The organism is Burkholderia sp. BE12 (assembly GCF_002959955.1).
Taxonomy (GTDB): Bacteria; Pseudomonadota; Gammaproteobacteria; order Burkholderiales; family Burkholderiaceae; genus Burkholderia.
Window position 1 is genome coordinate 1 of sequence record NZ_PREY01000012.1, and the last position, 24,867, is coordinate 24,867.

Sequence of the window (24,867 nt, forward strand, 5' to 3'; positions counted from 1 at the left end):
AATATGAATCACTTCATAAACCTGACTTACTTTAGTGTGAGACTCTTGATACTTTCGCTTTCTGATCCGAGGATCAGCTCGCTTCCATCAAGCGCCCACACTTATCGGCTGTTAATTTTTAAAGAGCATTTCTGCGAGAAACCTGGAGTTTCCCGGCAGCGCTGCGTTTTCAGCAGCAGAGAAGCGAGATTATGAACCGTGTTTCGCAGCTCGTCAACAACTTTTTACCTACATCGTTGCGACTGCGGGGCTCTCTTCCTGCACCGCCAAGGCTCGTTACCACCGAACCTCACCAGCACCGCTTCCCTTCCTCCCGCGCCGTGTTTCCGTTAGCGCGAAAGAGGCGTGATTCTAAGCACCCACCCCCATCCGCGCAAGCCCTTTGTGAAGAAAATTTGAAAAAGCCTCCGTGCGCCGCCGCGCACGGTGGCTTTTGAAGAGCGCACGAAGCAATCACGCCGATGACCGATACCAATCCGTCCCGGATACCTATCGCGGCACCGACCGATCAGCGGTGCTTGAACACAGGCTTGCGCTTCTCGACGAATGCCGCCATCCCTTCCTTCTGGTCTTCCGTTGCGAACAACGAATGGAACAATCGGCGCTCGAAGTGGACGCCTTCAGCCAGTGTCGTTTCGTACGCGCGGTTCACCGACTCCTTGACCATCATGACAGCCGGCAGCGAAAACTCGGCGATCGTCGTCGCGGCGGCAATCGCCTCGTCGAGCAGCTTGTCGGCCGGCAGCACGCGCGATACGAGCCCGGCACGCTCGGCCTCGGCGGCGTCCATGAAGCGCGCGGTCAGGCACATGTCCATTGCCTTCGCCTTCGATACCGCGCGGGGCAAACGCTGCGTGCCGCCCGCACCCGGCATGACGCCCAGCTTGATTTCCGGCTGGCCGAACTTGGCCGTGTCCGCCGCGAAGATGATGTCGCACATCATCGCGAGCTCGCAGCCGCCGCCCAACGCAAAGCCCGAAACCGCGGCAATGATCGGTTTGCGGATCTCGCGGACCGTCTCCCAGTTACGCGTGATGTAGTCGCCCCGATAAGCATCCATATAGGAGTAGGTCGCCATCATGCCGATGTCCGCTCCGGCCGCGAACGCCTTCTCGCTCCCGGTCACGACAATCGCGCCGATATCGTCGTCTGCATCGAACGCCTTCAGCGCAGCGCCCAGCTCGTCCATCAGCGCATCGTTCAGCGCATTCAGCGCCTTCGGACGATTCAGCGTCACCAGACCGACGCGCCCTCGGGTCTCCACCAGGATGTTCTCGTAAGCCATCTCTTTCTCCTCGATCAATGAAATGAGAAACGCCTCGCACATGCGAATAGTTTGATGCTACCATTCTCCGACCAACCGGTCGGTTAATTAATCGATCCGATCCCTCTCAACTTCATCAGGCCGCCGCCATGACCCATGCCCTGTTCACGAAGCACGAAGACACGCTGAAACACGCACTCGCCGCCATCGAGAGCCGCGGGTACTGGAGCCCGTTCGCCGAAATGCCGAGCCCCAAAGTGTACGGGGAAAGCGCAAGCGCGGACGGCGAGGCCGCGTTCAAGTCGCACCTCGACAAGACCTTCGTGCTCGACCAGCCGGCGTCCGGTGAAACGGTCGGCGCCGAGCGCTCGCCGTACGGCATCGCACTGGGCATCCGGTATCCGAAATCGACGCCCGACGCACTGATCGCTGCCGCAGCCGCCGCGCAGCGCACGTGGCGCGAAGCCGGCCCGAGCGCGTGGGTCGGCGTCAGCCTCGAAATCCTTGCGCGCCTGAACCGTGCAAGCTTCGAAGTTGCCTACAGCGTGATGCACACCACGGGGCAAGCCTTCATGATGGCGTTCCAGGCGGGCGGCCCGCACGCGCAGGATCGCGCCCTCGAGGCGGTTGCCTATGCGTGGGACGAACTGCGCCGCATCCCGGCCGATGCGCACTGGGAAAAGCCGCAAGGCAAGAACCCGCCGCTCGCGATGCGCAAGCGCTATACGATCGTGCCGCGCGGCACGGGCGTCGTGCTCGGCTGCTGCACGTTCCCGACCTGGAACGGCTACCCGGGCCTGTTCGCCGATCTGGCAACGGGTAATACCGTGATCGTCAAACCGCACCCGGGCGCGATCCTGCCGCTCGCCATCACGGTGCGGATCGCTCGCGACGTACTGCGCGAAGCCGGGTTCGATCCGAACGTCGTCACGCTCCTCGCGACCGAACCCAACGACGGCGCCCTCGTCCAGGATCTCGCGCTGCGCTCCGAGATCAAGCTGATCGACTTCACCGGCAGCACGCAGAACGGCACGTGGCTCGAACGCCATGCCCACCAGGCGCAGGTCTACACCGAGAAAGCCGGCGTCAACCAGATCGTGATCGACTCGACCGACGACCTGAAGGCCGCCGCCAAGAACATCGCGTTCTCGCTGGCGCTGTACTCCGGCCAGATGTGCACGGCGCCGCAGAACATCTACGTGCCACGCGACGGCATCCGGACGGCCGACGGCCACGCGAGCTTCGACGAAGTCGCCCAAGCGATCGCGATTGCCGTGCAAAAACTCACCGGCGACCCGGCACGCTCGGTCGAACTGATCGGCGCGATCCAGAACGACGGCGTGACCGCGCGCATCGACGACGCGCGCAAACTCGGCCGCGTGCTCGCGGATAGCGTGACCCTCCAGCATCCCGCCTTCCCCGATGCGCGCGTGCGCACGCCCCTCGTGCTGCAACTCGACGTGGCCGACCGCGAGAAATTCACGCAGGAGTGGTTCGGCCCGATCTCGTTCGTGATCGCAACCGATTCGACCGCGCAATCGCTCGATCTGGCTGGTGAAATCGCCGCCGAGCATGGCGCCCTGACCCTCTCCGTCTACAGCACCGACGACGCGATCGTCGACGCCGCACACGACGCGGCGGTACGTGGCGGCGTCGCGCTGTCGATCAACCTGACGGGCGGCGTATTCGTCAATCAGTCGGCCGCGTTCTCCGACTTCCACGGCACGGGCGCGAACCCGGCCGCCAATGCCGCGCTGGCCGACCCGGCATTCGTCGCCAACCGGTTCCGCGTGGTCCAGAGCCGCGTCCATGTTGCCCCGAAAGCGGTACCTGCGGAAGCTGGCCAAATGGCATAACCCGAATGGCCGACGTGCAAACGCCGCCATGTTCTCTACCATGAACGAATCCGCCACCCGGCGGGTTCGTCACTCACCGATACGCTCATGACAGACGCCTACATCTGCGACGCGATTCGCACTCCCATCGGCCGCTACGGCGGCGCCCTGAAAGATGTCCGCGCCGACGATCTCGGCGCGGTGCCGCTCATGGCGCTGATCGAGCGCAACCGCGACGTCGACTGGGCGGCGATCGACGACGTGATCTACGGTTGCGCGAACCAGGCTGGCGAGGACAACCGCAACGTCGCGCGCATGTCGGCGCTGCTGGCGGGCCTGCCCACTGCCGTGCCGGGCACGACGCTGAACCGACTGTGCGGCTCCGGAATGGATGCGGTGGGCACGGCCGCGCGCGCGATCAAGGCAGGTGAAGCGCGCCTGATGATCGCAGGTGGTGTCGAGAGCATGACGCGCGCGCCGTTCGTGATGGGCAAGGCCGCGAGCGCGTTCGCGCGGCAGGCCGACATCTTCGATACGACGATCGGCTGGCGCTTCGTCAATCCGCTGATGAAGCAGTTGTATGGCGTCGATTCGATGCCGGAGACGGCTGAGAACGTCGCGGTCGATTACCACATCAGCCGCGCGGATCAGGACCTGTTCGCGCTGCGCAGCCAGCAGAAGGCCGCGCGGGCACAGCAGGACGGCACGCTCGCTGAGGAAATCGTCGCAGTCACGATTGCGCAGAAGAAAGGCGACGCCGTCGTCGTGTCGCGCGACGAGCATCCACGCGAGACGTCGCTCGACGCGCTCGCGAAGCTGAAGGGCGTTGTGCGCCCGGACGGCTCGATCACGGCCGGCAACGCGTCGGGTGTCAACGACGGCGCCTGCGCGCTGCTGCTCGCCAATGCGCAGGCGGCCGACCAGTATGGCCTGCGCCGCCGCGCGCGCGTGGTCGGCATGGCGACGGCCGGCGTCGAACCGCGCGTGATGGGTATCGGTCCCGCGCCGGCCACGCAGAAACTGCTGCACCAGCTCGGCATGCGCATCGACCAGTTCGACGTGATCGAACTGAACGAAGCGTTCGCGTCGCAAGGTCTCGCGGTGCTGCGCATGCTCGGCGTCGCCGACGACGATCCGCGCGTGAATCCGAACGGCGGTGCGATCGCGCTCGGCCACCCGCTCGGCGCATCGGGCGCGCGGCTCGTCACTACGGCGCTCCATCAACTCGAGCGTACCGGCGGCCGCTTCGCGCTCTGTACGATGTGCATCGGCGTCGGTCAGGGCATCGCGCTCGCGATCGAACGTGTGTAACCGACGCGCCGCGCGCCTATAACGAAGTCTTGAAGGAGACACTGCATGTCCTATCAGGCGATCCTGCTGGATATCGATCAAGCCGCGCGCGTGGCCACGGTCACGCTCAACCGCCCCGACAAGCTGAACAGCTTCACGCGGGCGATGCATCGCGAACTGCAGTCCGCGCTCGATGAAGTCGAGGCGGCCGGTGCACGCGCGCTGATTCTGACGGGTGCGGGCCGCGGCTTTTGCGCAGGCCAGGATCTGGCCGACCTCGACTTCACGCCAGGCGCTCCCACCGACCTCGGCACGCTGATCGACGAGCATTTCAATCCGCTGATCCGCCGCCTCCAGCGTCTGCCGATTCCGGTGATCGCCGCGGTCAACGGCACGGCGGCCGGCGCCGGCGCGAATCTCGCACTTGCGTGCGACCTCGTGTTCGCCGCCCGCTCGAGCAGCTTCATCCAGGCCTTCGTCAAGATCGGGCTCGTACCCGATTCGGGCGGCACATGGTTCCTGCCGCAACGCGTCGGCATGGCACGCGCGCTGGGGCTCGCGCTGACCGGCGACAAGCTCGGCGCCGAACAGGCCGAACAGTGGGGCCTGATCTGGCGTGCGGTCGACGACGACGCGCTCGCCGCGACGGCCCGCCAGCTTGCCACCCAGCTCGCGCAGCAGCCGACGCTCGCCATCGCATCGATCAAGCAGTCGATGCGAGACAGCGTCACGAACACGCTCGATCAGCAGCTCGACCTGGAGCGCGACCTGCAGCGCAAGCTCGGCCGGTCGGACGACTATGCGGAAGGTGTGAAGGCCTTCATCGAGAAGCGCGCACCGCGCTTCGAGGGGCGTTGACATGACGAACGCCACCGCCACGCTCGACCCCGATTCGCTCGCCCGCGCCACCGCACAGGCCATGTACGACGCCGACGCCTGCAGCCGCGCGTTCGGCATGGAAATCGCCGAAGTACGCGCCGGCTACGCCCGCCTGCAGATGCGCGTGCGGCCTGAATTCCTGAACGGGCACCAGACCTGTCACGGCGGGATCATCTTCACGCTCGCCGATTCGACGTTCGCGTTCGCGTGCAACTCGTACAACCTGAATGCGGTCGCGGCCGGCTGCTCGATCGAATTCCTGCGCCCCGTGCACGGTGGTGACGTGCTGACGGCCGAGGCAATCGAGCAGGCGCGCGCCGGACGACACGGCATCTACGACATCCGCGTCACGAACCAGACAGGCGACACGGTCGCGATGTTTCGCGGCAAATCCGCCCAGATCAAGGGCACGGTCATTCCGGAAGACCGCTGACGTCGACGGCTCGCCCATAACAAACACTGGAGACATGCATGACTACCCCGCTACCGCTCGAGCCGATCGAGACCGCCTCACGCGACGAGTTGACCGCGCTGCAGCTCGAACGCCTCAAATGGTCGCTCCGGCACGCGTATGACCACTCGCCCGTCTATCGCCGCAAGTTCGACGAAGCGGGCGTGCATCCGGACGACCTGAAAACGCTCGCCGACCTGTCGCGCTTTCCGTTCACGACCAAGGGCGACCTGCGCGACAGTTATCCGTTCGGGATGTTCGCGGTGCCGCACGACCAGATCTCGCGCATCCACGCCTCGTCGGGCACCACCGGCAAGCCGACGGTCGTCGGCTATACGGCCGCCGACATCGACACGTGGGCGAATCTCGTCGCACGCTCGATCCGCGCCGCCGGTGCGCGCCGCGGCGATAAGGTGCACGTCAGCTACGGCTACGGGCTGTTCACGGGCGGGCTCGGCGCACACTACGGCGCCGAACGTGCAGGGTTGACCGTGATCCCGTTCGGCGGCGGCCAGACCGAAAAGCAGGTCCAGCTGATCCAGGATTTCCGGCCCGACATCATCATGGTCACGCCGAGCTACATGCTGTCGATCGCCGACGAGATCGAGCGCCAGGGCCTCGATCCCGTGCAGAGTTCGCTGCGCATCGGCATCTTCGGCGCGGAGCCGTGGACCAACGACATGCGCGTCGCGATCGAACAGCGGATGGGCATCGACGCGGTCGACATCTACGGGCTATCCGAAGTGATGGGCCCGGGCGTCGCGTCCGAATGCGTCGAGACCAAGGACGGCCCCACCATCTGGGAAGACCACTTCTATCCGGAAATCATCGATCCGGAAACCGGCGAAGTGCTGCCGGACGGCCAACTCGGCGAGCTCGTGTTCACGTCGCTGACGAAGGAAGCGCTGCCGATCGTCCGCTATCGCACCCGCGACCTCACGCGCCTGTTGCCGGGCACCGCCCGGACGATGCGTCGGATGGAAAAGATCACCGGCCGGTCGGACGACATGATGATCGTGCGCGGCGTCAACGTGTTCCCGACGCAAATCGAGGAACAGTTGCTCAAGCAGCGCGCGCTCGCGCCGCACTATCAGATCGTGCTGACGAAGGAAGGCCCGCTCGACGTGCTGACGCTCAACGTCGAGCCGTGCCCGGAGACCGCGCCCGATACCGCGGCGATCCATGCGGCAAAACAGGCGCTCGCGTACGACATCAAGTCGCTGATCGGCGTGACGGCCGTGATCAACGTGCTGCCCGTGAACGGCATCGAGCGCTCGGTCGGCAAGGCACGCCGCGTCGTCGACAAGCGCAAGGGCTGAGGTCGCTCGCCGCGCGTGCGTCGCGCAGCGGCGAATCCGTGCCTGCAAACGAAACAGCCCGGCCGGCCAACGCCGATCGGGCTGCGCTACTCCAAAGCATCGTTCGATGCGACACGCACCGCATGACGCGAACCGAAATCACATGGGCACACCGGCGATCAGGCCGGCACGCCCCACGCGCACGAGGCGCGCCATCCATGCCGCGTCTCGCTCGCGAGCAACCATCCAGCCAGCCCGCGCCACCCCAAATCACGAGTTCGGGAACAGCAGCCACATCCGGCCGACCTGCTTCATCCGGCCGGCCTGGTCGCCCGCGTCATCGCCGAGCCCCCAGAAATAGTCTGCCCGCACGCCGCCCTTGATCGCCGAGCCCGTATCCTGCGCGAACACGAGCCGGTTCATCGGCGTATTCGTCAGAGGACGCGTGGTCTGCAGGAACACCGGCGTGCCGAGCGGGATCGACGACGGATCGACCGCGATCGAGCGCTCCGGCGTCAGCGGGACGCCGAGCGCGCCGATCGGACCGTCCGCGCCGCCGTGCGGCGCATCTTCCTTGGTCGGCATGTCGCGGAAGAACACGAAGCGCGGATTCGTGTCGAGCAACGCGTCGACGCGCGTCGGGTTCGCCTTCGCCCAGGCCTTGATGCCCTGCATCGTCGCCTGTGCGGGCGTCAGCTCACCGCGATCGAGCAGCCACTTGCCGATCGAACGGTACGGCTGATTGTTGGTGCCGCCGAAGCCGACCCGCATCACCGAACCGTCGTCGAGCAGCACGCGACCCGAGCCCTGCACCTGCAGGAAGAACGCCTCGATCGGATCGTCGACCCACACGAGTTCGTTGCCGTTCAGGATGCCGGCGCGCTCGAGCTGCGCGCGTGCCGGCAGCGCGGCACCCGCGCGATAGCCGGCCGGCCAGCGATAGAGCGCGTACTGATAGGGGCCGCGGCGCACGCGCGACCCGTGCAGCAGCGGCTCGTAATAGCCGGTCACGAGCCCGTCGAGCGTACCGTCGGTATTCGCGAACTGGAAGGGCGTGAAATACGTTTCGAAGAAGGTGCGCGCGCTGCTGACGTCGAGCTCGTCGAGCCGGTCGGCGGCCGCGCAAGCACGCGCCCAGGCCGGCTGGCGCGCGAGCCGCGCGCAGTTCTGCCGCAGCGCGGCCGCCGCGCCGATCAGCGAATCGTCCTGCCAGCCCGGCACCTGCTGCCACGCGACCGGCGTGAGCCGCTTCGCGGCGACCTGCCCCGGCACGATCGCCGCGCCGGTCGGCGGCTTCAGCGCGGAGGTTCGCGTCGGCGCGCCGCCGCACGCCGCGAGCAGCGCCGCCGCCGCGGCTGCGGCCATCCACCCGGCCAGCCGGGGCCCAAACCACATACAATGTCCGTTCTTGATGGAAACCGCCATGTCAGATTTTCTCGACCAATATCCGATGCTCATCTTCGCGCTCGAAGCCTTCGTAGCGCTTGCCTTGCTGATCTTCATCGTCGTGTGGACGTCGTCGGGCAGAAAGAAGCAGGCCCGCCGCAACGACCGCCAGCCGCGCTGACGCGCGCCGCACGCTCAATGCAGCGTGCGCGGCATGTGCAGGGCGAACTCGTCGACCGGCGCCTCGAAACGCTCGCCGTCCTCCGCCACGCAGAAGTACGCACCGCGCATCGTGCCGACCGGCGTCGCGATCACGGCCCAGCTCGTGTATTCGAAATGCTCGCCCGGCTGCAGCAGCGGCTGGTGCCCGACGACGCCGAGCCCCTTCACTTCCTGCACATGGCTCTCGCTGTCCGTGATGATCCAGTGACGCGCGATCAGCTGCGCCGCGACCTGCCCGGTGTTACGGATGGTCAGCGTGTACGCGAATGCGTATTGACGGTGATCGGGGTCGGATTGTTCCGGCAAGTAGCTGGTTTTCACCGAAACGGTGAACTGATACTGACTCATGATGTGTCCGCTGTAGGTAACCGTGCGCGCCGACTCGAGCGGCCGGGCCGCGGGCGCGCCGCATTGGTTCGGCATTCTATGCGCAATCGGGCCGCAACCGCACGGCCTGCCGCCGCGCACCGGGTCGCCGGACGGTAGAATGACGGTTTTGCGCCGCAACGTCCCCGCTCCCCTGTCATGACTCAATTCCGCATCGCTCCCAGCATTCTGTCGGCCGACTTTGCACGGCTCGGCGAAGAAGTCCGCAACGTGGTCGCCGCCGGCGCCGACTGGATTCACTTCGACGTGATGGACAACCATTATGTGCCGAACCTCACGATCGGCCCGCTCGTCTGCGAGGCGATCCGCCCGCACGTGCAGGTGCCGATCGACGTGCACCTGATGGTGCGCCCGGTCGACCGGATCGTGCCCGATTTCGCGAAGGCCGGCGCGAACCTGATCAGCTTCCACCCGGAAGGCTCGGACCACATCGACCGTACGCTGTCGCTGATCCGCGATCACGGCTGCAAGGCCGGCCTCGTGTTCAATCCGGCCACGCCGCTGAACTACCTCGACCACGTGATGGACCGCCTCGACTTCGTGCTGCTGATGTCGGTGAACCCCGGCTTCGGCGGCCAGTCGTTCATTCCGGAAACGCTGAACAAGCTGCGCGAGGCGCGCGCCCGCATCGACGCGTACACCGAACGCACGGGCCGCGAGATCCTGCTCGAAGTGGACGGCGGCGTGAAGACCGACAACATCGCGGAAATCGCGGCGGCCGGCGCCGACACGTTCGTCGCGGGTTCGGCGATCTTCGGCAAGCCCGACTATCGCAAGGTGATCGACGAGATGCGCGCGGCGCTCGCCACCGTCGAGCGGAGCTGACGCCGTGGCCGACTCGTCGTTCGCCGGCCACGCGCCGGCCGGGGCCGCCACGGACGCGGCCGCGATCCGCTTCGCCGCGCCGCGCATCGATGCCGCACTGATCGACCTCGACGGCACGATGGTCGACACGGCCGACGATTTCACGGCCGGCCTGAACGGGATGCTCGCGCAGCTCGGCGCGCCGGCCACGTCGCGCGACGAAGTGATCGGCTACGTCGGCAAGGGCTCCGAACACCTGATCCAGAGCGTGCTGAAGCCGCGCTTCGCGGCCGATGAAGCGCACGCGCGCTTCGACGACGCGCTCGCGATCTACCAGACCGAATACGCGAAGATCAACGGTCGCCACACGCGTCTCTATCCGGACGTGGCAGCCGGGCTCGACGCACTGCGCGCGGCCGGCATCCGGCTCGCGTGCGTGACGAACAAGCCGCACCGCTTCGCGGTCGAGCTGCTCGAACAATACGGGCTGGCCGGCTGCTTCGGCATCGTGCTGGGCGGCGACAGCGTCGCGCGCAAGAAGCCCGACCCGCTGCCGATGCTGACGGCCTGCGAGGCACTCGGCGTCGCGCCGGACACCGCGGTCGCGATCGGCGACTCGGAAAACGACGCGCTGGCAGGCCGCGCGGCCGGAATGGCGACGCTGACGGTGCCGTACGGCTACAACCACGGCAAAGCTATACAAACGATAAATTCGGATGGTATAGTCGATTCGTTGCTGGTCGCGGCTCGCGCAATTTCCGCGCACAACGCCGGCCGGCCAACCTTCTGATTATTTCTTCCATCCGCATGTTTCTGAATAAAAAACGGAGTCTGAGCAGCATCGACCGGGGAGCCTGGCCCTGGCGTCGCTGGTCGCGCTAACCTCTTCGATGAGGTACGCTGAAGCACGTCTTCAGCGCCGTTTTTTATCTCGCTGCGCATCCGCGCGCCGATCGTCGCACCACCTCGAGTTCCACCGCGCCCGAACGCTTGCGTTCAGGATCGGCCGCAGGCTCGCGACGTTCACGCCCGGAGTGCCGGCCGGCAACAGGCACTTCTCGATCGACCGCCCTTTCGCCGACGGCCATCCGCGCAGCGTCAAGTGATCCCTGGCGCACGCGCCGCTCGTCCCGAACAGGACCGGAACATGACCGAACTCGAATTCCAATCGCTCGCGAACGAAGGCTACAACCGCATCCCGCTGATCGCGGAAGCGCTCGCCGATCTCGAAACGCCGCTGTCCCTCTACCTGAAGCTGGCCCAGCCCGAACGCGCGGGCGCCAACTCGTTCCTGCTCGAATCGGTGGTCGGCGGCGAACGTTTCGGCCGCTACTCGTTCATCGGCCTGCCCGCCCGCACGCTCGTGCGTACCCGCAACGGCGTGTCGGAAGTCGTGCGCGACGGCCAGGTCGTCGAGACGCACGACGGCGACCCGTTCCAGTTCATCGAATCGTTCCAGGCCCGCTTCAAGGTCGCGCAGCGCCCGGGCCTGCCGCGCTTCTGCGGCGGCCTCGCCGGCTACTTCGGCTACGACGCGGTGCGCTATATCGAGAAGAAGCTCGCGAACACCGCGCCGCGCGACGATCTCGGGCTGCCCGACATTCAGTTGCTGCTGACCGAGGAAGTCGCGGTGATCGACAACCTCGCCGGCAAGCTGTACCTGATCATCTACGCGGACCCGGGCCAGCCCGAAGCGTACGCGAAGGCAAAACAGCGCCTGCGCGAGCTGAAGCAGCGCCTGCGCACGACCGTGCAGCCGCCCGTCACGTCGGCGAGCGTGCGCACCGAGACGTTCCGCGAATTCAGGAAGGACGACTATCTGGCCGCCGTGCGTCAGGCAAAGGAATACATCGCGGCCGGCGAGCTGATGCAGATTCAGGTCGGCCAGCGGCTGACGAAGCCGTACCGCGACAATCCGCTGTCGCTGTATCGCGCGCTGCGTTCGCTGAATCCGTCGCCGTACATGTATTACTACAACTTCGGCGATTTCCACGTGGTCGGCGCGTCGCCGGAAATCCTGGTGCGCCAGGAAAAACGCGGCGAGGACCAGATCGTCACGATCCGGCCGCTCGCCGGCACGCGCCCGCGCGGCAACACGCCCGAGCGCGACGCGGAACTCGCGACCGAGCTGCTGAACGATCCGAAGGAAATCGCCGAGCACGTGATGCTGATCGACCTCGCGCGCAACGACGTCGGCCGCATCGCGGAGATCGGCTCGGTGCAGGTGACCGACAAGATGGTGATCGAGAAGTACTCGCACGTGCAGCACATCGTCAGCTCGGTCGAAGGCACGCTGAAGCCCGGCATGACGAACTACGACGTGCTGCGCGCGACGTTCCCGGCCGGCACGCTGTCCGGCGCGCCGAAGGTGCGCGCGATGGAACTGATCGACGAGCTCGAGCCGGTCAAGCGCGGGCTGTACGGCGGTGCGGTCGGCTACCTGTCGTTCTCGGGCGAGATGGATCTCGCGATCGCGATCCGCACGGGCCTGATCCACAACGGCAACCTATACGTGCAAGCGGCGGCCGGCGTCGTCGCGGATTCGGTGCCCGAATCCGAATGGCAAGAGACCGAGAACAAGGCGCGCGCGGTGCTGCGGGCGGCCGAACAGGTCCAGGACGGCCTCGATAGCGACTTCTGACCGGAGACTGACCATGCTGCTCATGATCGACAACTACGACTCGTTTACCTACAACCTGGTCCAGTACTTCGGCGAACTCGGCGAGGACGTGCGCACCTACCGCAACGACGAAATCACGCTCGACGACATCGCGCGCCTGAATCCCGACACCATCTGCCTGTCGCCGGGCCCGAGCAATCCGCAACATGCGGGCATCACGCTCGACGTGCTGCGCGAATTCGCGGGCAAGAAGCCGATCCTCGGCGTCTGCCTCGGCCACCAGGCGATCGGCGAAGCGTTCGGCGGCCGCGTCGTACGCGCGAAGACCATCATGCATGGCAAGGTGAGCCGGATCGAAACCGACTGCCGCGGCGTGTTCGCCGATCTGCCGAAGCATTTCGACGTCACGCGCTATCACTCGCTCGCGATCGAACGCGAATCGCTGCCCGACTGCCTCGAGGTGTCCGCGTGGACCGACGACGGCGAGATCATGGGCGTGCGCCACAAGACGCTGCCGGTCGAAGGCGTGCAGTTCCACCCGGAATCGATCCTGTCCGAGCACGGCCATGCGCTACTCGAGAATTTCCTGAAACAGAACCGCGCCGTGGCCGGCGCGACCGCACCGGCTGCCTGACGGGAGACGCACGATGACGATTACCCCGCAGGAAGCGCTGCAGCGCACGATCGAACACCGCGAGATCTTCCACGACGAAATGCTGCACCTGATGCGGCTGATCATGCGCGGCGACATGTCGCCCGTGATGGCGGCCGCGATCATCACCGGGCTGCGCGTGAAGAAGGAAACGATCGGCGAGATCGCCGCCGCCGCGACCGTGATGCGCGAATTCGCGAACCACGTCGAGGTGCAGGACAACTCGAATTTCGTCGACATCGTCGGCACCGGCGGCGACGGCTCGCACACGTTCAACATCTCGACCGCGTCGATGTTCGTCACGGCGGCCGCGGGCGCGAAGGTCGCGAAACACGGCAACCGCGGCGTGTCGAGCAAGTCCGGCAGCGCCGACGTGCTCGAGGCGCTCGGCGTGAACATCGACCTGCAGTCGGACCAGGTGGCCGCATCGATCGCCGAAACCGGCATGGGCTTCATGTTCGCGCCGAACCATCACCCGGCGATGAAGAACATCGCGGCCGTGCGCCGCGAGCTCGGCGTGCGCACGATCTTCAACATCCTCGGCCCGCTGACCAATCCGGCCGGCGCGCCGAATCAGCTGATGGGCGTGTTCCACGCCGACCTCGTCGGCATCCAGGTCCGCGTGATGCAGCGCCTCGGCGCGCAGCACGTGCTCGTCGTGTACGGCAAGGACGGGATGGACGAGGTGTCGCTCGGCGCCGCGACGCTCGTCGGCGAATTGCGCGACGGCAAGGTGCACGAATACGAGATCCATCCGGAGGACTTCGGTCTGCAGATGGTGTCGAACCGCACGCTGAAGGTGGAAAATGCCGACGAATCGCGCACGATGCTGCTCGGCGCGCTGGACAACCAGCCGGGCGTCGCACGCGAGATCGTCACGCTGAACGCGGGTACCGCGCTCTACGCGGCCAATATCGCCGAGTCGATCGCGGACGGCATCCAGCTGGCCCGTGAAGCGATCGCGAGCGGCAAGGCGCGCGAGAAAGTCGACGAACTCGTGCGCTTCACGCAGCAGTTCAAGCGCTGACTCCCCTTACGAATCAAGCAGGAACCCATATGAGCGACATTCTCGACCGAATCATCGCCGTCAAGCGCGAAGAAGTGGCGGCGGCCATGCGCAGCGCGCCGCTCGAGGCACTGAAACTGGAAGCCTCCGCGCGGGACCTGCGCGACTTCGTCGGCGCGCTGCGGACGAAGCACGCGGCCGGCGACGCCGCCGTGATCGCCGAAATCAAGAAGGCAAGCCCGTCGAAAGGCGTGCTGCGCGAGCATTTCGTGCCGGCCGACATCGCGCGCTCGTATGCGGCGCACGGCGCCGCCTGCCTGTCGGTGCTGACCGACGAGCAGTTCTTCCAGGGCGGCGTCCGCTACCTCGAGGAAGCGCGCGCGGCCTGCACGCTGCCGGTGCTGCGCAAGGACTTCATCGTCGACGCGTACCAGATCGTCGAAGCCCGCGCGATGGGCGCCGACGCGATCCTGCTGATCGCCGCCGCGCTCGACACGCCGCTGATGCAGGATCTGGAAGCCTATGCGCACTCGCTCGGCCTCGCGGTGCTGGTCGAAGTGCACGACCGCAACGAGATGGAACAGGCGCTGACGCTCAAGACGCCGCTGCTCGGCATCAACAACCGCAACCTGCGCACGTTCGAGACGTCGATCCAGACCACGCTCGACATGCTCGACATGATTCCGTCGGATCGCATCGTCGTGACCGAATCGGGCATCCTGTCGCGCACCGACGTCGACACGATGCGCGCGGCGAACGTGAACACGTTCCTCGTCGGCGAGGCGTTCATGCGCGCCGACCAGCCGGGCGCGGAACTCGCACGGATGTTCTTCTGATGGCGATCGAAAAGGAAATCAAGCTCGCGTTGCCGGCCGGTCAGGCCGATGCCGCACGCCGCTTCTTCGACACGCTGACCGGCGAACCCGGTCGCGACATCACGCTCGCGAACGTCTATTACGACACGCCCGATCTCGCGCTGGCGCGCTCGAAGAGCGCGGTGCGCGTGCGCCGCACGCCGGACGGCTGGCTGCAGACGTTCAAGACGGTCGGCAGCGCGGAAGGCGGCCTGCACCGCCGCCACGAATGGGAACTCCCGGTCGCGGGCGACGCGCTCGACATCGACGCGCTCGTCGCGGCCTGCGACGTGCCGGAAGCCGCCGCCGCGCTGAATGATGCGGCAGGCGCACTGTACGCGCTGTTCCGCACGGATTTTTCGCGTACGCTGTGGCGCATCGCAATCGGCGGCGCGACCGTCGAGGCCGCGGTGGACCTCGGCGAGATCGTCGTCCAGGCGGAACACGAAACGCGCCGCGAACCGATCAGCGAAATCGAACTCGAACTGATCGACGGCCCGGAAACGGCGCTCGCGACGCTCGCCGCCGAACTGCAGCAGGCGCTGCCGGGCCTCGTTCCCGAAAACATCAGCAAGGCGCAGCGCGGCTACCGGCTGCGCGCGCAATAAACACGCATCACGCATGGCAACCCGCAAGACTTCCCGCGCGCCGCAACAGGCGTCGCTGTTCGACGATCCCGTGCCGGAAACGGCACCGGCCGATATTCCGTCCGCGGCTTCCGAGCCGCCCGCGGCCCGGCGAAAATCCGCGAAGAAGGCGGCCGCACCGGCGCCCGCGCCGGCCCCGACCGCCTCCGCACCGCGGCCCGTCGTCGCCGACGTGCCGCATCTCGCCGCGCAATTCGACGCGCTGCCGGCCGTCTGGCGCGACGTGCTGAAACCGTTCACCGACAGCGACGCGTACGCGCCGCTGTGCCGCTTCGTCGATGAAGAGCGCGCGGCCGGCAAGACGGTGTACCCGACCGACGTGTTCCGCGCGCTGCGCCTGACGAGCCCGGACGACGTGAAGGTCGTGATCCTCGGCCAGGACCCGTATCACGGCGACGACCGCGGCACGCCGCAGGCGCACGGCCTCGCGTTCTCGGTGCCGCCTGCCGTTCGCACGCCGCCGTCGCTGCGCAACATCTTCAAGGAAATCGCCGCGAACTTCGGTCACGACACGCCGCGTCACGGCTGCCTCGATACATGGGCGCGCCAGGGCGTGCTGTTGCTCAACACCGTGCTGACGGTCGAGCGCGGCGCGGCCGCGAGCCACGCGAAGCGCGGCTGGGAGCAATGCACGGACACGTTGATCCGCGAGCTCGCCGGCCGCCATCGCGGGCTCGTGTTCATGCTGTGGGGCGCGCACGCGCAGGCGAAGCGCGCACTGTTCGACGCGAACGCGCACTGCGTGCTCGAGGCGCCGCATCCGTCGCCGCTGTCCGCGCACCGCGGGTTCCTCGGCTGTCGCCATTTCGCGCTCGCGAACGACTATCTGGTCGATGCGGGCCGCGAACCGATCGACTGGCGCCTGCCGGACGTGGCCGAAACGCTCGCGTAACGGTCTCGGCGCCGAGTTCGCCACACGAATGCAAAAACGCCGCGTCCCTTTTGGGGGCGCGGCGTTTTTTATCGGGCGATGCAGCGGGTGCGTCGCACCCACGTCCACCCGACGCGTTACGCGGCGGCGATCGCTTCGCGTGCGCTGGCCAGCGCGGCGCTCTGCGCATCCGGGCCGAGGTTCAGGCCTTCCGCGAAGATGAAGCTCACGTCGGTCATGCCGACGAAGCCGAGGAACGTGCGCAGGTACGGCGTCTGGCTGTCGTTCGGCGTACCGGCGTACTTGCCGCCGCGCGCCGTCACCACGTGAACCTTCTTGCCCTTGATCAGGCCTTCCGGACCGTTCTCGGTGTAGCGGAACGTGACGCCCGCGCGGGCGATCCAGTCGAAGTACGTCTTCAGTTGCGACGAGATGCCGAAGTTGTACATCGGGGCGCCGATCACGATGATGTCGGCAGCCTGCAGCTCGGCGATCAGCGCATCGCTCTTCGCGACGATCGCATTCTGTTCCGCGGTGCGCTTGTCGGCCGGCGTGAAGAACGCGCCGAGCACCGATTCGTCGAGGTGCGGCAGCGCATCGGCCAGCAGGTCGCGCACCACGACGTTCGCGCCGGGGTTCGATTGTTGCAGCTTTGCCGTTAGTTCATTGGCGAGCAGCGTGGATTGCGCACCTTGCGAACGCGCGGCGGAATTGATTTGCAGAATGGTCGTCATGTCAGGCTCCGGTAGGGTTGCGCTTCGGTAGCGCGAGTGACGCCATTGTGCGTGGCCGCATGACCGCGAAAAAGCGGGTTCAGGGCGACGGATTGTTGCAGCAGCGGAACAATGCTCGATCGCGCCCCGATACCCACCCGGGTACGTTTATCCCTTCAGCCAGGCTTCGCGAGCCTTCGTGGCCGCAGCCGGCTTCGCGGCGGCGGTCAGCCGGTAGCGGGTGACTTCCGGGCCGTCGAGCTTCAGTTTCGCGGTGCGCAGCTCGTCGCGGCGGAACGCGTGAACCTCGACCTTGTCGCCCGGCCGGTAGCGCGAGAGCAGCGCATCGAGGTTCGTGCCCGTCACGCGCAAGCCGTCCACCGCGATCAGCGTGTCGCCGGCCGACAGCCCCGCGCGATGCGCGGCGCCCCCTTCGTAGACCGCCGCGAACGTGCAGTCCGCGCCGCCGCGCAAGCGCGCGCCGAGCGTCGGCTTCGCGGCGGCGCCGATCGCGACGTCGGGCGCCAGCGTCACGCCGAACGGCGCGAGCAGGTCGCCGAGCGGCAGGTCGCGCGTGCCGTGCACGGCGTCGGCGAACAGGCGGCCGAGCGCGACGCCCGTCGCCTCTTCGATCAGCGCCTCGACTTCGTTTTCTTCCACGCCCGCCTGCTTGCCGCGATAGAAGTCGCGGCCGTAGCGTTGCCACAGCAGACGCATCACGTCGTCGAGCGACTTCCGGTTGCGCGTCTGCGCGCGGATCGCGAGATCGAATGCCAGCGCCACGAGCGAACCCTTCGTGTAATAGCTGACGATCGCGTTGGTTGCGTTCTCGTCCTGACGGTAGTACTTGATCCACGCGTCGAACGAGCTTTCCGCGACGCTCTGCTTGAGCCGGCCCGTGCCGCGCAGCACGCCGCCGACCGTGCGGCCGAGCGCCGCGAAATATTCGTCCTGCGACATCAGCCCGCTGCGGACCAGCATCAGGTCGTCGTAATACGACGTGAAGCCCTCGAACAGCCACAGCAGCGACGTGTAGTTCTCGCGCGTGAGGTCGTACGGCACGAACGCCGCCGGCTTGATGCGCTTCACGTTCCACGTGTGGAAATACTCGTGGCTGCAGAGGCCGAGATACGTGCGATAGCCTTCCGTCGTTTCGGGTCGCCCCTTCACCGGCAGGTCGGTACGGTTGCAGATCAGCGCGGTCGACGCGCGATGCTCGAGGCCGCCGTAGCCGTCGCTGACCGCGAGCGTCATGAACACGTAGCGGTCCATCGGCGCCTTCTTCGACTTCGGCTCGAACAGCGCGATCTGCGCTTCGCACACGCGTTTCAGGTCGGTACGCAGCCGCTCCAGGTCGAGCTGCGTCACGCGCCCGGCGATCACGATGTCGTGCGGCACGCCGTGCGCGTCGAACGTCGCGAGCGCGAATTCGCCGATCGTCACCGGATGGTCGGAGAGTTCGTCGTAGTTCGACGCACGATACGCGCCGAAGCCGTAGCGCTTCGTGCCGCGCGCCTCGGGCAGCGCGGTGCCGACGCGCCACGTGCGGAACGCCGCGCCGGCCGGTTTCGCGATGTCGACTTCGCACGGCGCGTCCTCGCGGCCGGCGACGCTCAGGAACACGGCCGTCGCGTTGAAGAAGCCGCCCGACTCGTCGAGATACGCGGAGCGCACCGACAGGTCCCATGCATAGACGTCGTAGCGCAGCGTCAGCGCGCCGGTCACGGGCGCGGCTTGCCACGTGTGCTTGTCGGTCTTCGCGATGCGCACCTTGCGGCCCGCGTCGTTGAATGCGACGAGCGTCACGATATTGCGCGCGAACTCGCGCACGAGGTAGCTGCCCGGAATCCACACCGGCAGCGAGAAACGCTGGCCTTCGGGATCGGGATCGGCAACCGTCACCGTCACTTCGAACAGGTGCGCGGCAAGATCTTTCGGGACAATCGAATAGCGGATCGGCTGAGTCATCGTGGCAATCGGTCGAATACGGCGGCGAAAACGAAGAGAGGCGCCGGCAGATCATGCGGGCGCCCCTCGCTGGCCGGGCCATGCGCCCGGCGTGCAGTCGGTTACTTGCTCGAGGCGAGCGCCTGGTTGAGCTGGTCGGCCGATACCGCGCCCGGCAGGCGGCGGCCGTCCGGCAGGAAAATCGTCGGCGTGCCCGTGACGTTCATCCCGCGGCCGAGCGCGAGGTTCTTGTCGAGCGCGGTAGTGTCGCAAGTACCGGCGCCGGACGGCGCGCGGTGGTCGAGCATCCAGCTTTCCCACGTCTTCGCGCGGTCGGTCGCACACCAGATCGCCTTCGACTTCGCGGTCGAATCCGGCGACAGCACCGGGTACAGGAACGTGTAGACGGTCACGTTGTCGATCGACTGCAGCGTCGTCTCGAGCTTCTTGCAGTACGGGCAGTTCGGATCGGAGAACACCGCGATCTTGCGGGCGCCGTTGCCCTTGACGACCTTGATCGCATTCGCGAACGGCAGGCTCGCGAAGTCGATCTTGTTGATTTCGGACAGGCGGGCGTCGGTCAGGTTCTTGTGCGTCCTGGCGTCGACGAGATCGCCGAGCAGCACGTAGTCGCCGGCCGCGTCGCTATAGATGATCTGCGAGCCGAGGTTCACTTCGTAAAGGCCTGCAACCGGCGATTTCGACACGCTCTTGATCGGCGCGTCGTTGCCGAGACGGGCTTGCAGCGTGGCCTTCAGCTTGTCGGTGGTCTGGTCGGCCTGCGCGGTGCAGCCAAGCGTCGCTATCGTGACGGCCAGCGCCAACGACGCGATGCGGATCGTTTTTTTCATCGAAATCTTCCTTCAGCTCAATCGGAGTGCACGGCACAGTGTACGCCGTAACGGAACCGAGTCCGACCGGCGAAGCAGCCGAAGGTTCGCTCAGCCGAGCGCGGAAGACACGAGCCAGCGCTTCACGAGCGGCTGGGCCCCGACGAACGCCATGCCCGCGTTGCGCACCGCCTTCGCGAGCGAGCCCGGCACCGCGAACAGCCGCTGCAGGCCGTCGGTCGCGACCATCAGCGCGCGGATGTCCTCACGGCGCGAGCGCTCGTAGCGGCGCAGCAGCACGGTATCGCCGAGGTTGCGGAAGCTTTCCTTGCCCGCGATCGCGTCGGCGAGCGCCGAGACGTCGCGCAGCCCGAGGTTCATCCCCTGCCCCGCGAGCGGGTGGATCAGGTGCGCGGCATCGCCGACCAGCGCGACGCGCGGCGCGATCAGCTTGTCGACCGTCTGCAGCGCCAGCGGGAAGCCGGCGGCCGGCGTCACGCATTCGAGCGTGCCGACCTGGCCGTGCGACACGCGCTCGACCTCGGCCGCGAGCTGCGCCGGATCGAGTGCGAGCAGTTCGTCCGCATGCGCGGTGTGCGCGGACCACACGAGCGACACGTGGCCGTCCGGCAGCGGCAGCAGCGCGACGATCTCGCCTTCGTGGAACCACTGCCACGCCGTCTCGCGGTGCGGCAGCGACGCCTTGAAGTTCGCGACGACGCCCGTCTGCCGGTAGTCGCGCCGCTCTACCCTGGCCCCCATTTGGGAGCGCACCCACGAATGCGCGCCGTCGGCGCCGACGATGAGGTCGGCTTCCAGCACCTGCCCCGACGACAGCGTGAGCACGGCCGCGTCGTCGCGCACGTCGAAACCCTGCGCACGCGCGTCGAACCACGTGAGGTTCGGCTGGAATCGCAGCGCGGCGTCGAGCGACGCCTCGACCAGCGACGATTCGGCGATCCACGCAAGCTGCGGCACGGACGCCTGATAGGCGGAGAAATGCAGTTCGGCATGCGCATCGCCATACACGCGCATGTCGTACACCGGCGCGAGCCGGCCGTGGTCGAGCGCCTGCCAGACCCGCAGCCGCTCGAGCAACGCCTGCGAACTGGACGACAGCGCGTAGACGCGCGTGTCGAACGCGAGATCCGCGGGGCGCGGCGTGGCCGGCTGGGCGAGCAAGGCTGTCTTGTAGCCGGACTGGGTCAGCGCGAGCGCGGCCGTCTTGCCGACGAGCCCGCCGCCGACCACGGCGACGTCGAAGGTGTGATGGGCAGTCATGGCGGGCATTATAGCCGCGGGGCCAAACCCTTACGCGGCCGGACTTTGCGGGAAATCAGCAGAACCTCAGGCCGGTGCGCCGGCGCGACGGCCCGCCGCATCGGCCGTTCGGCGCCCAGCCCGGAATCCGGGGCGCCGGCACGGTACAATAGCGTCTTTGACCGTCGGCCCGCCGCGCTCCACGCGCCGGCCGCCCTTTTTTCCCGCGCCGCCGTGCCCCGTCCGGCCGCGCCGCCTCACCCGTCCGAAGGATTCCATGAGTCTCAAATGCGGCATCGTCGGCTTGCCCAACGTCGGCAAGTCCACCCTGTTCAATGCGCTGACCAAGGCCGGCATCGCCGCCGAGAACTACCCGTTCTGCACGATCGAGCCGAACGTCGGCATCGTCGAAGTGCCGGATACGCGCCTGAAGGCGCTCTCCGAGATCGTCAAGCCGGAGCGTGTCGTGCCGGCCGTCGTCGAATTCGTCGACATCGCGGGCCTCGTCGCGGGCGCGAGCAAGGGTGAAGGCCTCGGCAACCAGTTCCTCGCGAACATCCGCGAAACCGACGCGATCACGCACGTCGTGCGCTGCTTCGAGGACGAGAACGTCATTCACGTCGCCGGCAAGGTCAGCCCGATCGACGACATCGAAGTGATCAACACCGAACTGGCGCTCGCCGATCTCGGCACCATCGAGAAGGCGCTCACGCGCTATTCGAAGGCGGCGAAGTCGGGCAACGACAAGGAAGCGGCGAAGCTCGTCGCGGTGCTTGAAAAGGTGCGTGCGCAGCTCGACCAGGGCAAGGCCGTGCGCGGCCTCGCGCTGTCGGACGACGAACAGGCGCTGATCAAGCCGTTCTGCCTGATCACCGCGAAGCCGGCGATGTACGTCGCCAACGTGAAGGACGACGGCTTCGAGAACAACCCGCACCTCGAGGCGGTGCGCAAGTACGCGGAAAGCGAAAACGCGCCGGTGGTCGCCGTATGCGCGGCGATCGAGGCGGAAATCGCCGATCTCGACGACGCGGACAAGGAAGCCTTCCTCGCCGACATGGGCATGGAAGAGCCGGGCCTCGACCGCGTGATCCGCGCGGGCTTCAAGCTGCTCGGCCTGCAGACCTACTTCACCGCGGGCGTGAAGGAAGTGCGCGCGTGGACGATCCACATCGGCGACACCGCGCCGCAGGCGGCCGGCGTGATCCACACCGACTTCGAGCGCGGCTTCATCCGCGCGCAGACGATCGCGTTCAACGACTTCGTCGCGTACAAGGGCGAGCAAGGCGCGAAGGAAGCCGGCAAGATGCGCGCCGAAGGGAAGGAATATGTCGTGCACGACGGCGACGTGATGAACTTCCTGTTCAACGTCTGACACCTGCATCGGCCGATGCCGTGCGATACGCACGGCATCGCGCCACGCGTGCTCCGGCACGAAAGACAAATGGCCCGACCGGCAAACGCCGCTCGGGCCATTTTTCATGACCGGGGCTTGCGCCCCGCCGTCACGTCATTCGATCGGATCACGTCGCCGACACGCGCCGCCCCGCTTCCGCCCGCGCATCGCGCCCACGCTTGTTCAGCCACGACGCGAGCAGCACGATCAACGCCAGCACGGCCGTCGCGCCGACTTCCATCCGGTGCTCCTCGCTGACGAACATCACGGTCAGCGTGCCGCAGATGAACAGGATCACGGCCCATGTGAGCCACGGGAACAGCCACATCCGCAGCGTCAGGTCGGCGCCGCTCGATTCGAGCGTCTTGCGCATCCGCAATTGCGAGATCGCGATCACGAGATACACGAGCAGCGCGATCGCGCCCGACGTCGCCAGCAGGAAGCCGAACACCTGTTCCGGCATCAGGTAGTTCGCGATCACGGTCAGGAAACCGAACGCGGTCGACGCCAGCACGGCCGCGCGCGGCGTGCCGGTCGAATCGGTGCGATGCAGGAAGGCCGGCGCGTCCTTGCGCCTGGACAGCGAGAACAGCATCCGCGACGCGGTGTACAACGCCGAATTCAGGCAGCTCGCGACCGACACGAGCACGATCACGTCGATGATCGCCTTCGCGTTCGGCACGCCGATCAGTTCCATCGCGCGCTGATAGGAGCCGTGCTTCGGCAGCAACGGGTCGTTCCACGGCACGATGGCCGCGACGACGAGGATCGAGCCGAGATAGAACAGCGTGATCCGCCAGATGACCGAGTTCGTCGCGCGCACGATCTGGCGTTGCGGGTTGTCCGATTCGGCGGCCGCGATCGTCACGATCTCGGTGCCGAGGAACGAGAACATCGTCGTCAGCATCGCCGCGAGCACCGCGCTCGCGCCGTGCGGCATGAAGCCGTCATGCACGAACAGGTTCGACACGCCCGACACGGCCGGCGCCGGAATGATGCCGACGATCGCCGCGCCGCCGATGCACAGGAACACGACGATCGCGACGACCTTGATCAGCGCGAACCAGAATTCGAATTCGCCGTAATTCTTCACGGAGAAGAGGTTGGTGACGGTGAGCAGCAGCGTGATGCCGAGCGCGAAGATCCACGTCGCGATGCCCGGGAACCACGCATTGAGGATGGTCGCGGCGGCGGTCGCCTCGATCGGGATCACGAGCACCCAGAACCACCAGTACAGCCAGCCGATCGTGAAGCCGGCCCAGTGGCCGATCGCGCGATCGGCATAGGTCGAGAACGACCCGCTGTCCGGATGCGCGACGGCCATTTCGCCGAGCATGCGCATCACCAGCACGACCAGCACGCCCGCGATCGCATACGCGAGGATCGATGCCGGCCCGGCTTCCGCGATCGCGTGGCCGGAGCCGACGAACAAGCCCGCGCCGATGACGCCGGCAATCGACATCATCGTTACGTGACGCTGCTTCAGGCCGGTGCCGAGGCCTGTATTGCTTCCACTCATCTGTCTCTCTCCAAAAAACGGTTCCGGTACGACCGGTGTCGCGTGAAGGCGGCGCGGGGAGTTGTCGTTGTTGAATCCGGCTGCGGCCGCGCGTGCGTCGCACGCGGGCATGAGGCCGGACTGGGCCGTTCCGGTCGGGTCGTCCGGGCAGTCTGCGAAGCTGCCGGTGCGATGCGGCGCATCGGGCGCCGGCGCATCGCGTACGCCCGTTCCGTCGGCTGTCGTCAGCCGCCTTCGAAGCGAAGGAGTGTAAGCATCAAACGGTTCTTCACTAAGAACCAATTGAAGAATTTCGATGGAACCACTCGTTGCATCGATACGAATCAATGCAACGATTGATCCGGTTCGGCGGCGGCTCGCGCGCCGGGCGCGCCGTTCAGTTCGCGTCGCGGGCGGCTTCGTCCCGCCACTTCGCCGGCACGAGTGCGTGCCATTCTCGCAGAAGCAGGTTTTTCACGGCGTCGGGACGCGCGGCCGACAGACGCACCAGCACGATCGGCCAGCCGACGTAGTGATCGGTCACGTAATACACGTCGGGCGCCGATTCGATCAGCCATGCGCGCTCGTCCGGGCCGACGCCCTTCACGACGAGCGTGTCGCCGTCCTCCCGCAATCGCGCGAGCAGCTTGCCCTTCACCTTGAGCGCGGGCGTGCCGTACGACGTGCCTTCCTCGACGCCGCGCCACGCCAGTGCGATCTGCCGGACTTCGTCGAATGTCACGATGCTTCCCCGATCATG

General features: G+C 66.7%; 24 protein-coding genes. 15 read left to right on the plus strand and 9 right to left on the minus strand.

The genetic code is table 11. From position 1 onward, the window contains the following. Positions 1-508: 508 nt before the first annotated feature. Positions 509-1,285 (minus strand): enoyl-CoA hydratase, encoded by a 777-nt coding sequence (locus C4B30_RS15220; RefSeq protein WP_027783444.1) that lies wholly within the window; start codon positions 1,283-1,285, stop codon positions 509-511. A 128-nt stretch (positions 1,286-1,413) separates the two neighbouring features. Between C4B30_RS15220 and paaN the strand changes: the two genes are divergently transcribed. The 5 genes from paaN to paaK all read left to right on the plus strand — a co-directional run bounded on the left by paaN (position 1,414) and on the right by paaK (position 7,038). Continuing rightward, on the plus strand, positions 1,414-3,120 hold the full coding sequence (gene paaN / locus C4B30_RS15225; RefSeq protein ID WP_027783443.1) for a phenylacetic acid degradation protein PaaN: 1,707 nt from the start codon (positions 1,414-1,416) through the stop codon (positions 3,118-3,120). A gap of 87 nt (positions 3,121-3,207) precedes the next feature. Next, positions 3,208-4,410 (plus strand): 3-oxoadipyl-CoA thiolase, encoded by a 1,203-nt coding sequence (gene pcaF, locus C4B30_RS15230; RefSeq protein WP_027783442.1) that lies wholly within the window; start codon positions 3,208-3,210, stop codon positions 4,408-4,410. 45 nt (positions 4,411-4,455) lie between these two features. Beyond that, positions 4,456-5,247, plus strand: coding sequence for a 2-(1,2-epoxy-1,2-dihydrophenyl)acetyl-CoA isomerase PaaG (gene paaG / locus C4B30_RS15235; protein ID WP_027783441.1), 792 nt, complete (start codon positions 4,456-4,458; stop codon positions 5,245-5,247). A 1-nt stretch (position 5,248) separates the two neighbouring features. Then, on the plus strand, positions 5,249-5,701 hold the full coding sequence (paaI, locus tag C4B30_RS15240; RefSeq protein ID WP_012327840.1) for a hydroxyphenylacetyl-CoA thioesterase PaaI: 453 nt from the start codon (positions 5,249-5,251) through the stop codon (positions 5,699-5,701). Between the two features lie 38 nt (positions 5,702-5,739). After that, complete coding sequence (gene paaK / locus C4B30_RS15245; protein WP_027783440.1) at positions 5,740-7,038, plus strand: phenylacetate--CoA ligase PaaK; 1,299 nt, start codon at positions 5,740-5,742, stop codon at positions 7,036-7,038. Between the two features lie 249 nt (positions 7,039-7,287). Here the strand turns inward: paaK and mltA are convergent, their stop codons facing one another. Continuing rightward, entirely contained in the window at positions 7,288-8,412 is a 1,125-nt protein-coding gene (gene mltA, locus C4B30_RS15250) for a murein transglycosylase A (RefSeq protein ID WP_027783439.1), read from the minus strand. Between the two features lie 28 nt (positions 8,413-8,440). Between mltA and C4B30_RS35850 the strand changes: the two genes are divergently transcribed. After that, positions 8,441-8,584, plus strand: a complete 144-nt coding sequence (locus tag C4B30_RS35850) for a hypothetical protein (protein ID WP_027783438.1) — start codon at positions 8,441-8,443, stop codon at positions 8,582-8,584. 14 nt (positions 8,585-8,598) lie between these two features. Here C4B30_RS35850 and apaG read toward each other — a convergent pair whose 3' ends face one another. Then, positions 8,599-8,973: a Co2+/Mg2+ efflux protein ApaG gene (gene apaG / locus C4B30_RS15255; protein WP_006477037.1), complete on the minus strand. Its 375-nt coding sequence runs from the start codon at positions 8,971-8,973 to the stop codon at positions 8,599-8,601. Positions 8,974-9,150: 177 nt separating this feature from the next. Between apaG and rpe the strand changes: the two genes are divergently transcribed. The 8 genes from rpe to C4B30_RS15295 all read left to right on the plus strand — a co-directional run bounded on the left by rpe (position 9,151) and on the right by C4B30_RS15295 (position 16,487). Then, complete coding sequence (gene rpe, locus C4B30_RS15260) at positions 9,151-9,837, plus strand: ribulose-phosphate 3-epimerase (RefSeq protein ID WP_011883156.1); 687 nt, start codon at positions 9,151-9,153, stop codon at positions 9,835-9,837. Between the two features lie 4 nt (positions 9,838-9,841). Beyond that, positions 9,842-10,606, plus strand: coding sequence for a phosphoglycolate phosphatase (locus tag C4B30_RS15265; protein ID WP_027783437.1), 765 nt, complete (start codon positions 9,842-9,844; stop codon positions 10,604-10,606). Positions 10,607-10,963: 357 nt separating this feature from the next. Next, entirely contained in the window at positions 10,964-12,457 is a 1,494-nt protein-coding gene (gene trpE, locus C4B30_RS15270; RefSeq protein WP_027783436.1) for an anthranilate synthase component I, read from the plus strand. A gap of 13 nt (positions 12,458-12,470) precedes the next feature. Next, the gene (locus tag C4B30_RS15275) at positions 12,471-13,070 is read left to right on the plus strand and encodes an aminodeoxychorismate/anthranilate synthase component II (protein WP_027783435.1); all 600 of its coding nucleotides are present in this window, start codon (positions 12,471-12,473) and stop codon (positions 13,068-13,070) included. 13 nt (positions 13,071-13,083) lie between these two features. Beyond that, complete coding sequence (gene trpD / locus C4B30_RS15280; RefSeq protein ID WP_027783434.1) at positions 13,084-14,115, plus strand: anthranilate phosphoribosyltransferase; 1,032 nt, start codon at positions 13,084-13,086, stop codon at positions 14,113-14,115. A gap of 29 nt (positions 14,116-14,144) precedes the next feature. Continuing rightward, positions 14,145-14,930 (plus strand): indole-3-glycerol phosphate synthase TrpC, encoded by a 786-nt coding sequence (gene trpC / locus C4B30_RS15285; RefSeq protein ID WP_027783433.1) that lies wholly within the window; start codon positions 14,145-14,147, stop codon positions 14,928-14,930. Further along, complete coding sequence (locus C4B30_RS15290; protein WP_027783432.1) at positions 14,930-15,556, plus strand: CYTH domain-containing protein; 627 nt, start codon at positions 14,930-14,932, stop codon at positions 15,554-15,556. The genes trpC and C4B30_RS15290 overlap by 1 nt, the downstream gene beginning before the upstream one ends. A gap of 13 nt (positions 15,557-15,569) precedes the next feature. Next, positions 15,570-16,487: a uracil-DNA glycosylase gene (locus tag C4B30_RS15295; RefSeq protein ID WP_027783431.1), complete on the plus strand. Its 918-nt coding sequence runs from the start codon at positions 15,570-15,572 to the stop codon at positions 16,485-16,487. A 116-nt stretch (positions 16,488-16,603) separates the two neighbouring features. On the opposite strand, the gene C4B30_RS15300 is transcribed toward C4B30_RS15295, so the two are convergent. The 4 genes from C4B30_RS15300 to C4B30_RS15315 form a co-directional block, all read right to left on the minus strand. After that, a complete protein-coding gene (locus C4B30_RS15300) occupies positions 16,604-17,200 on the minus strand; it encodes an FMN-dependent NADH-azoreductase (RefSeq protein WP_027783430.1) in 597 nt (198 codons plus the stop codon). 147 nt (positions 17,201-17,347) lie between these two features. Further along, a complete protein-coding gene (locus C4B30_RS15305) occupies positions 17,348-19,147 on the minus strand; it encodes a M61 family metallopeptidase (protein WP_027783429.1) in 1,800 nt (599 codons plus the stop codon). A gap of 101 nt (positions 19,148-19,248) precedes the next feature. Then, the gene (locus C4B30_RS15310; RefSeq protein ID WP_027783428.1) at positions 19,249-19,977 is read right to left on the minus strand and encodes a DsbC family protein; all 729 of its coding nucleotides are present in this window, start codon (positions 19,975-19,977) and stop codon (positions 19,249-19,251) included. 90 nt (positions 19,978-20,067) lie between these two features. Beyond that, positions 20,068-21,246: a UbiH/UbiF family hydroxylase gene (locus tag C4B30_RS15315; protein ID WP_105132663.1), complete on the minus strand. Its 1,179-nt coding sequence runs from the start codon at positions 21,244-21,246 to the stop codon at positions 20,068-20,070. 247 nt (positions 21,247-21,493) lie between these two features. Here C4B30_RS15315 and ychF point away from each other — a divergent pair, with 247 nt between their 5' ends. After that, on the plus strand, positions 21,494-22,588 hold the full coding sequence (gene ychF, locus C4B30_RS15320) for a redox-regulated ATPase YchF (RefSeq protein ID WP_027783426.1): 1,095 nt from the start codon (positions 21,494-21,496) through the stop codon (positions 22,586-22,588). A gap of 148 nt (positions 22,589-22,736) precedes the next feature. Here ychF and gabP read toward each other — a convergent pair whose 3' ends face one another. Then, positions 22,737-24,128 (minus strand): GABA permease, encoded by a 1,392-nt coding sequence (gene gabP, locus C4B30_RS15325; protein ID WP_027783425.1) that lies wholly within the window; start codon positions 24,126-24,128, stop codon positions 22,737-22,739. 376 nt (positions 24,129-24,504) lie between these two features. Beyond that, complete coding sequence (locus C4B30_RS15330; protein ID WP_105132664.1) at positions 24,505-24,849, minus strand: MmcQ/YjbR family DNA-binding protein; 345 nt, start codon at positions 24,847-24,849, stop codon at positions 24,505-24,507. Between the last annotated feature and the right edge of the window lie 18 nt (positions 24,850-24,867).

Excerpts from the sequence above, each read along its gene's own strand:
- ychF (WP_027783426.1), top strand. The coding sequence starts at position 21,494 with ATGAGTCTCAAATGCGGCATCGTCGGCTTGCCCAACGTCGGCAAGTCC.
- apaG (WP_006477037.1), bottom strand. The coding sequence starts at position 8,973 with ATGAGTCAGTATCAGTTCACCGTTTCGGTGAAAACCAGCTACTTGCCG.
- paaK (WP_027783440.1), top strand. The coding sequence starts at position 5,740 with ATGACTACCCCGCTACCGCTCGAGCCGATCGAGACCGCCTCACGCGAC.
- C4B30_RS15220 (WP_027783444.1), bottom strand. The coding sequence starts at position 1,285 with ATGGCTTACGAGAACATCCTGGTGGAGACCCGAGGGCGCGTCGGTCTG.
- trpE (WP_027783436.1), top strand. The coding sequence starts at position 10,964 with ATGACCGAACTCGAATTCCAATCGCTCGCGAACGAAGGCTACAACCGC.
- paaI (WP_012327840.1), top strand. The coding sequence starts at position 5,249 with ATGACGAACGCCACCGCCACGCTCGACCCCGATTCGCTCGCCCGCGCC.
- C4B30_RS15315 (WP_105132663.1), bottom strand. The coding sequence starts at position 21,246 with ATGCCCGCCATGACTGCCCATCACACCTTCGACGTCGCCGTGGTCGGC.
- paaG (WP_027783441.1), top strand. The coding sequence starts at position 4,456 with ATGTCCTATCAGGCGATCCTGCTGGATATCGATCAAGCCGCGCGCGTG.
- rpe (WP_011883156.1), top strand. The coding sequence starts at position 9,151 with ATGACTCAATTCCGCATCGCTCCCAGCATTCTGTCGGCCGACTTTGCA.
- paaN (WP_027783443.1), top strand. The coding sequence starts at position 1,414 with ATGACCCATGCCCTGTTCACGAAGCACGAAGACACGCTGAAACACGCA.
- C4B30_RS15310 (WP_027783428.1), bottom strand. The coding sequence starts at position 19,977 with ATGAAAAAAACGATCCGCATCGCGTCGTTGGCGCTGGCCGTCACGATA.
- pcaF (WP_027783442.1), top strand. The coding sequence starts at position 3,208 with ATGACAGACGCCTACATCTGCGACGCGATTCGCACTCCCATCGGCCGC.
- C4B30_RS15305 (WP_027783429.1), bottom strand. The coding sequence starts at position 19,147 with ATGACTCAGCCGATCCGCTATTCGATTGTCCCGAAAGATCTTGCCGCG.
- mltA (WP_027783439.1), bottom strand. The coding sequence starts at position 8,412 with ATGTGGTTTGGGCCCCGGCTGGCCGGGTGGATGGCCGCAGCCGCGGCG.
- C4B30_RS15290 (WP_027783432.1), top strand. The coding sequence starts at position 14,930 with ATGGCGATCGAAAAGGAAATCAAGCTCGCGTTGCCGGCCGGTCAGGCC.
- C4B30_RS35850 (WP_027783438.1), top strand. The coding sequence starts at position 8,441 with ATGTCAGATTTTCTCGACCAATATCCGATGCTCATCTTCGCGCTCGAA.
- trpC (WP_027783433.1), top strand. The coding sequence starts at position 14,145 with ATGAGCGACATTCTCGACCGAATCATCGCCGTCAAGCGCGAAGAAGTG.
- gabP (WP_027783425.1), bottom strand. The coding sequence starts at position 24,128 with ATGAGTGGAAGCAATACAGGCCTCGGCACCGGCCTGAAGCAGCGTCAC.
- C4B30_RS15300 (WP_027783430.1), bottom strand. The coding sequence starts at position 17,200 with ATGACGACCATTCTGCAAATCAATTCCGCCGCGCGTTCGCAAGGTGCG.
- C4B30_RS15295 (WP_027783431.1), top strand. The coding sequence starts at position 15,570 with ATGGCAACCCGCAAGACTTCCCGCGCGCCGCAACAGGCGTCGCTGTTC.
- trpD (WP_027783434.1), top strand. The coding sequence starts at position 13,084 with ATGACGATTACCCCGCAGGAAGCGCTGCAGCGCACGATCGAACACCGC.
- C4B30_RS15275 (WP_027783435.1), top strand. The coding sequence starts at position 12,471 with ATGCTGCTCATGATCGACAACTACGACTCGTTTACCTACAACCTGGTC.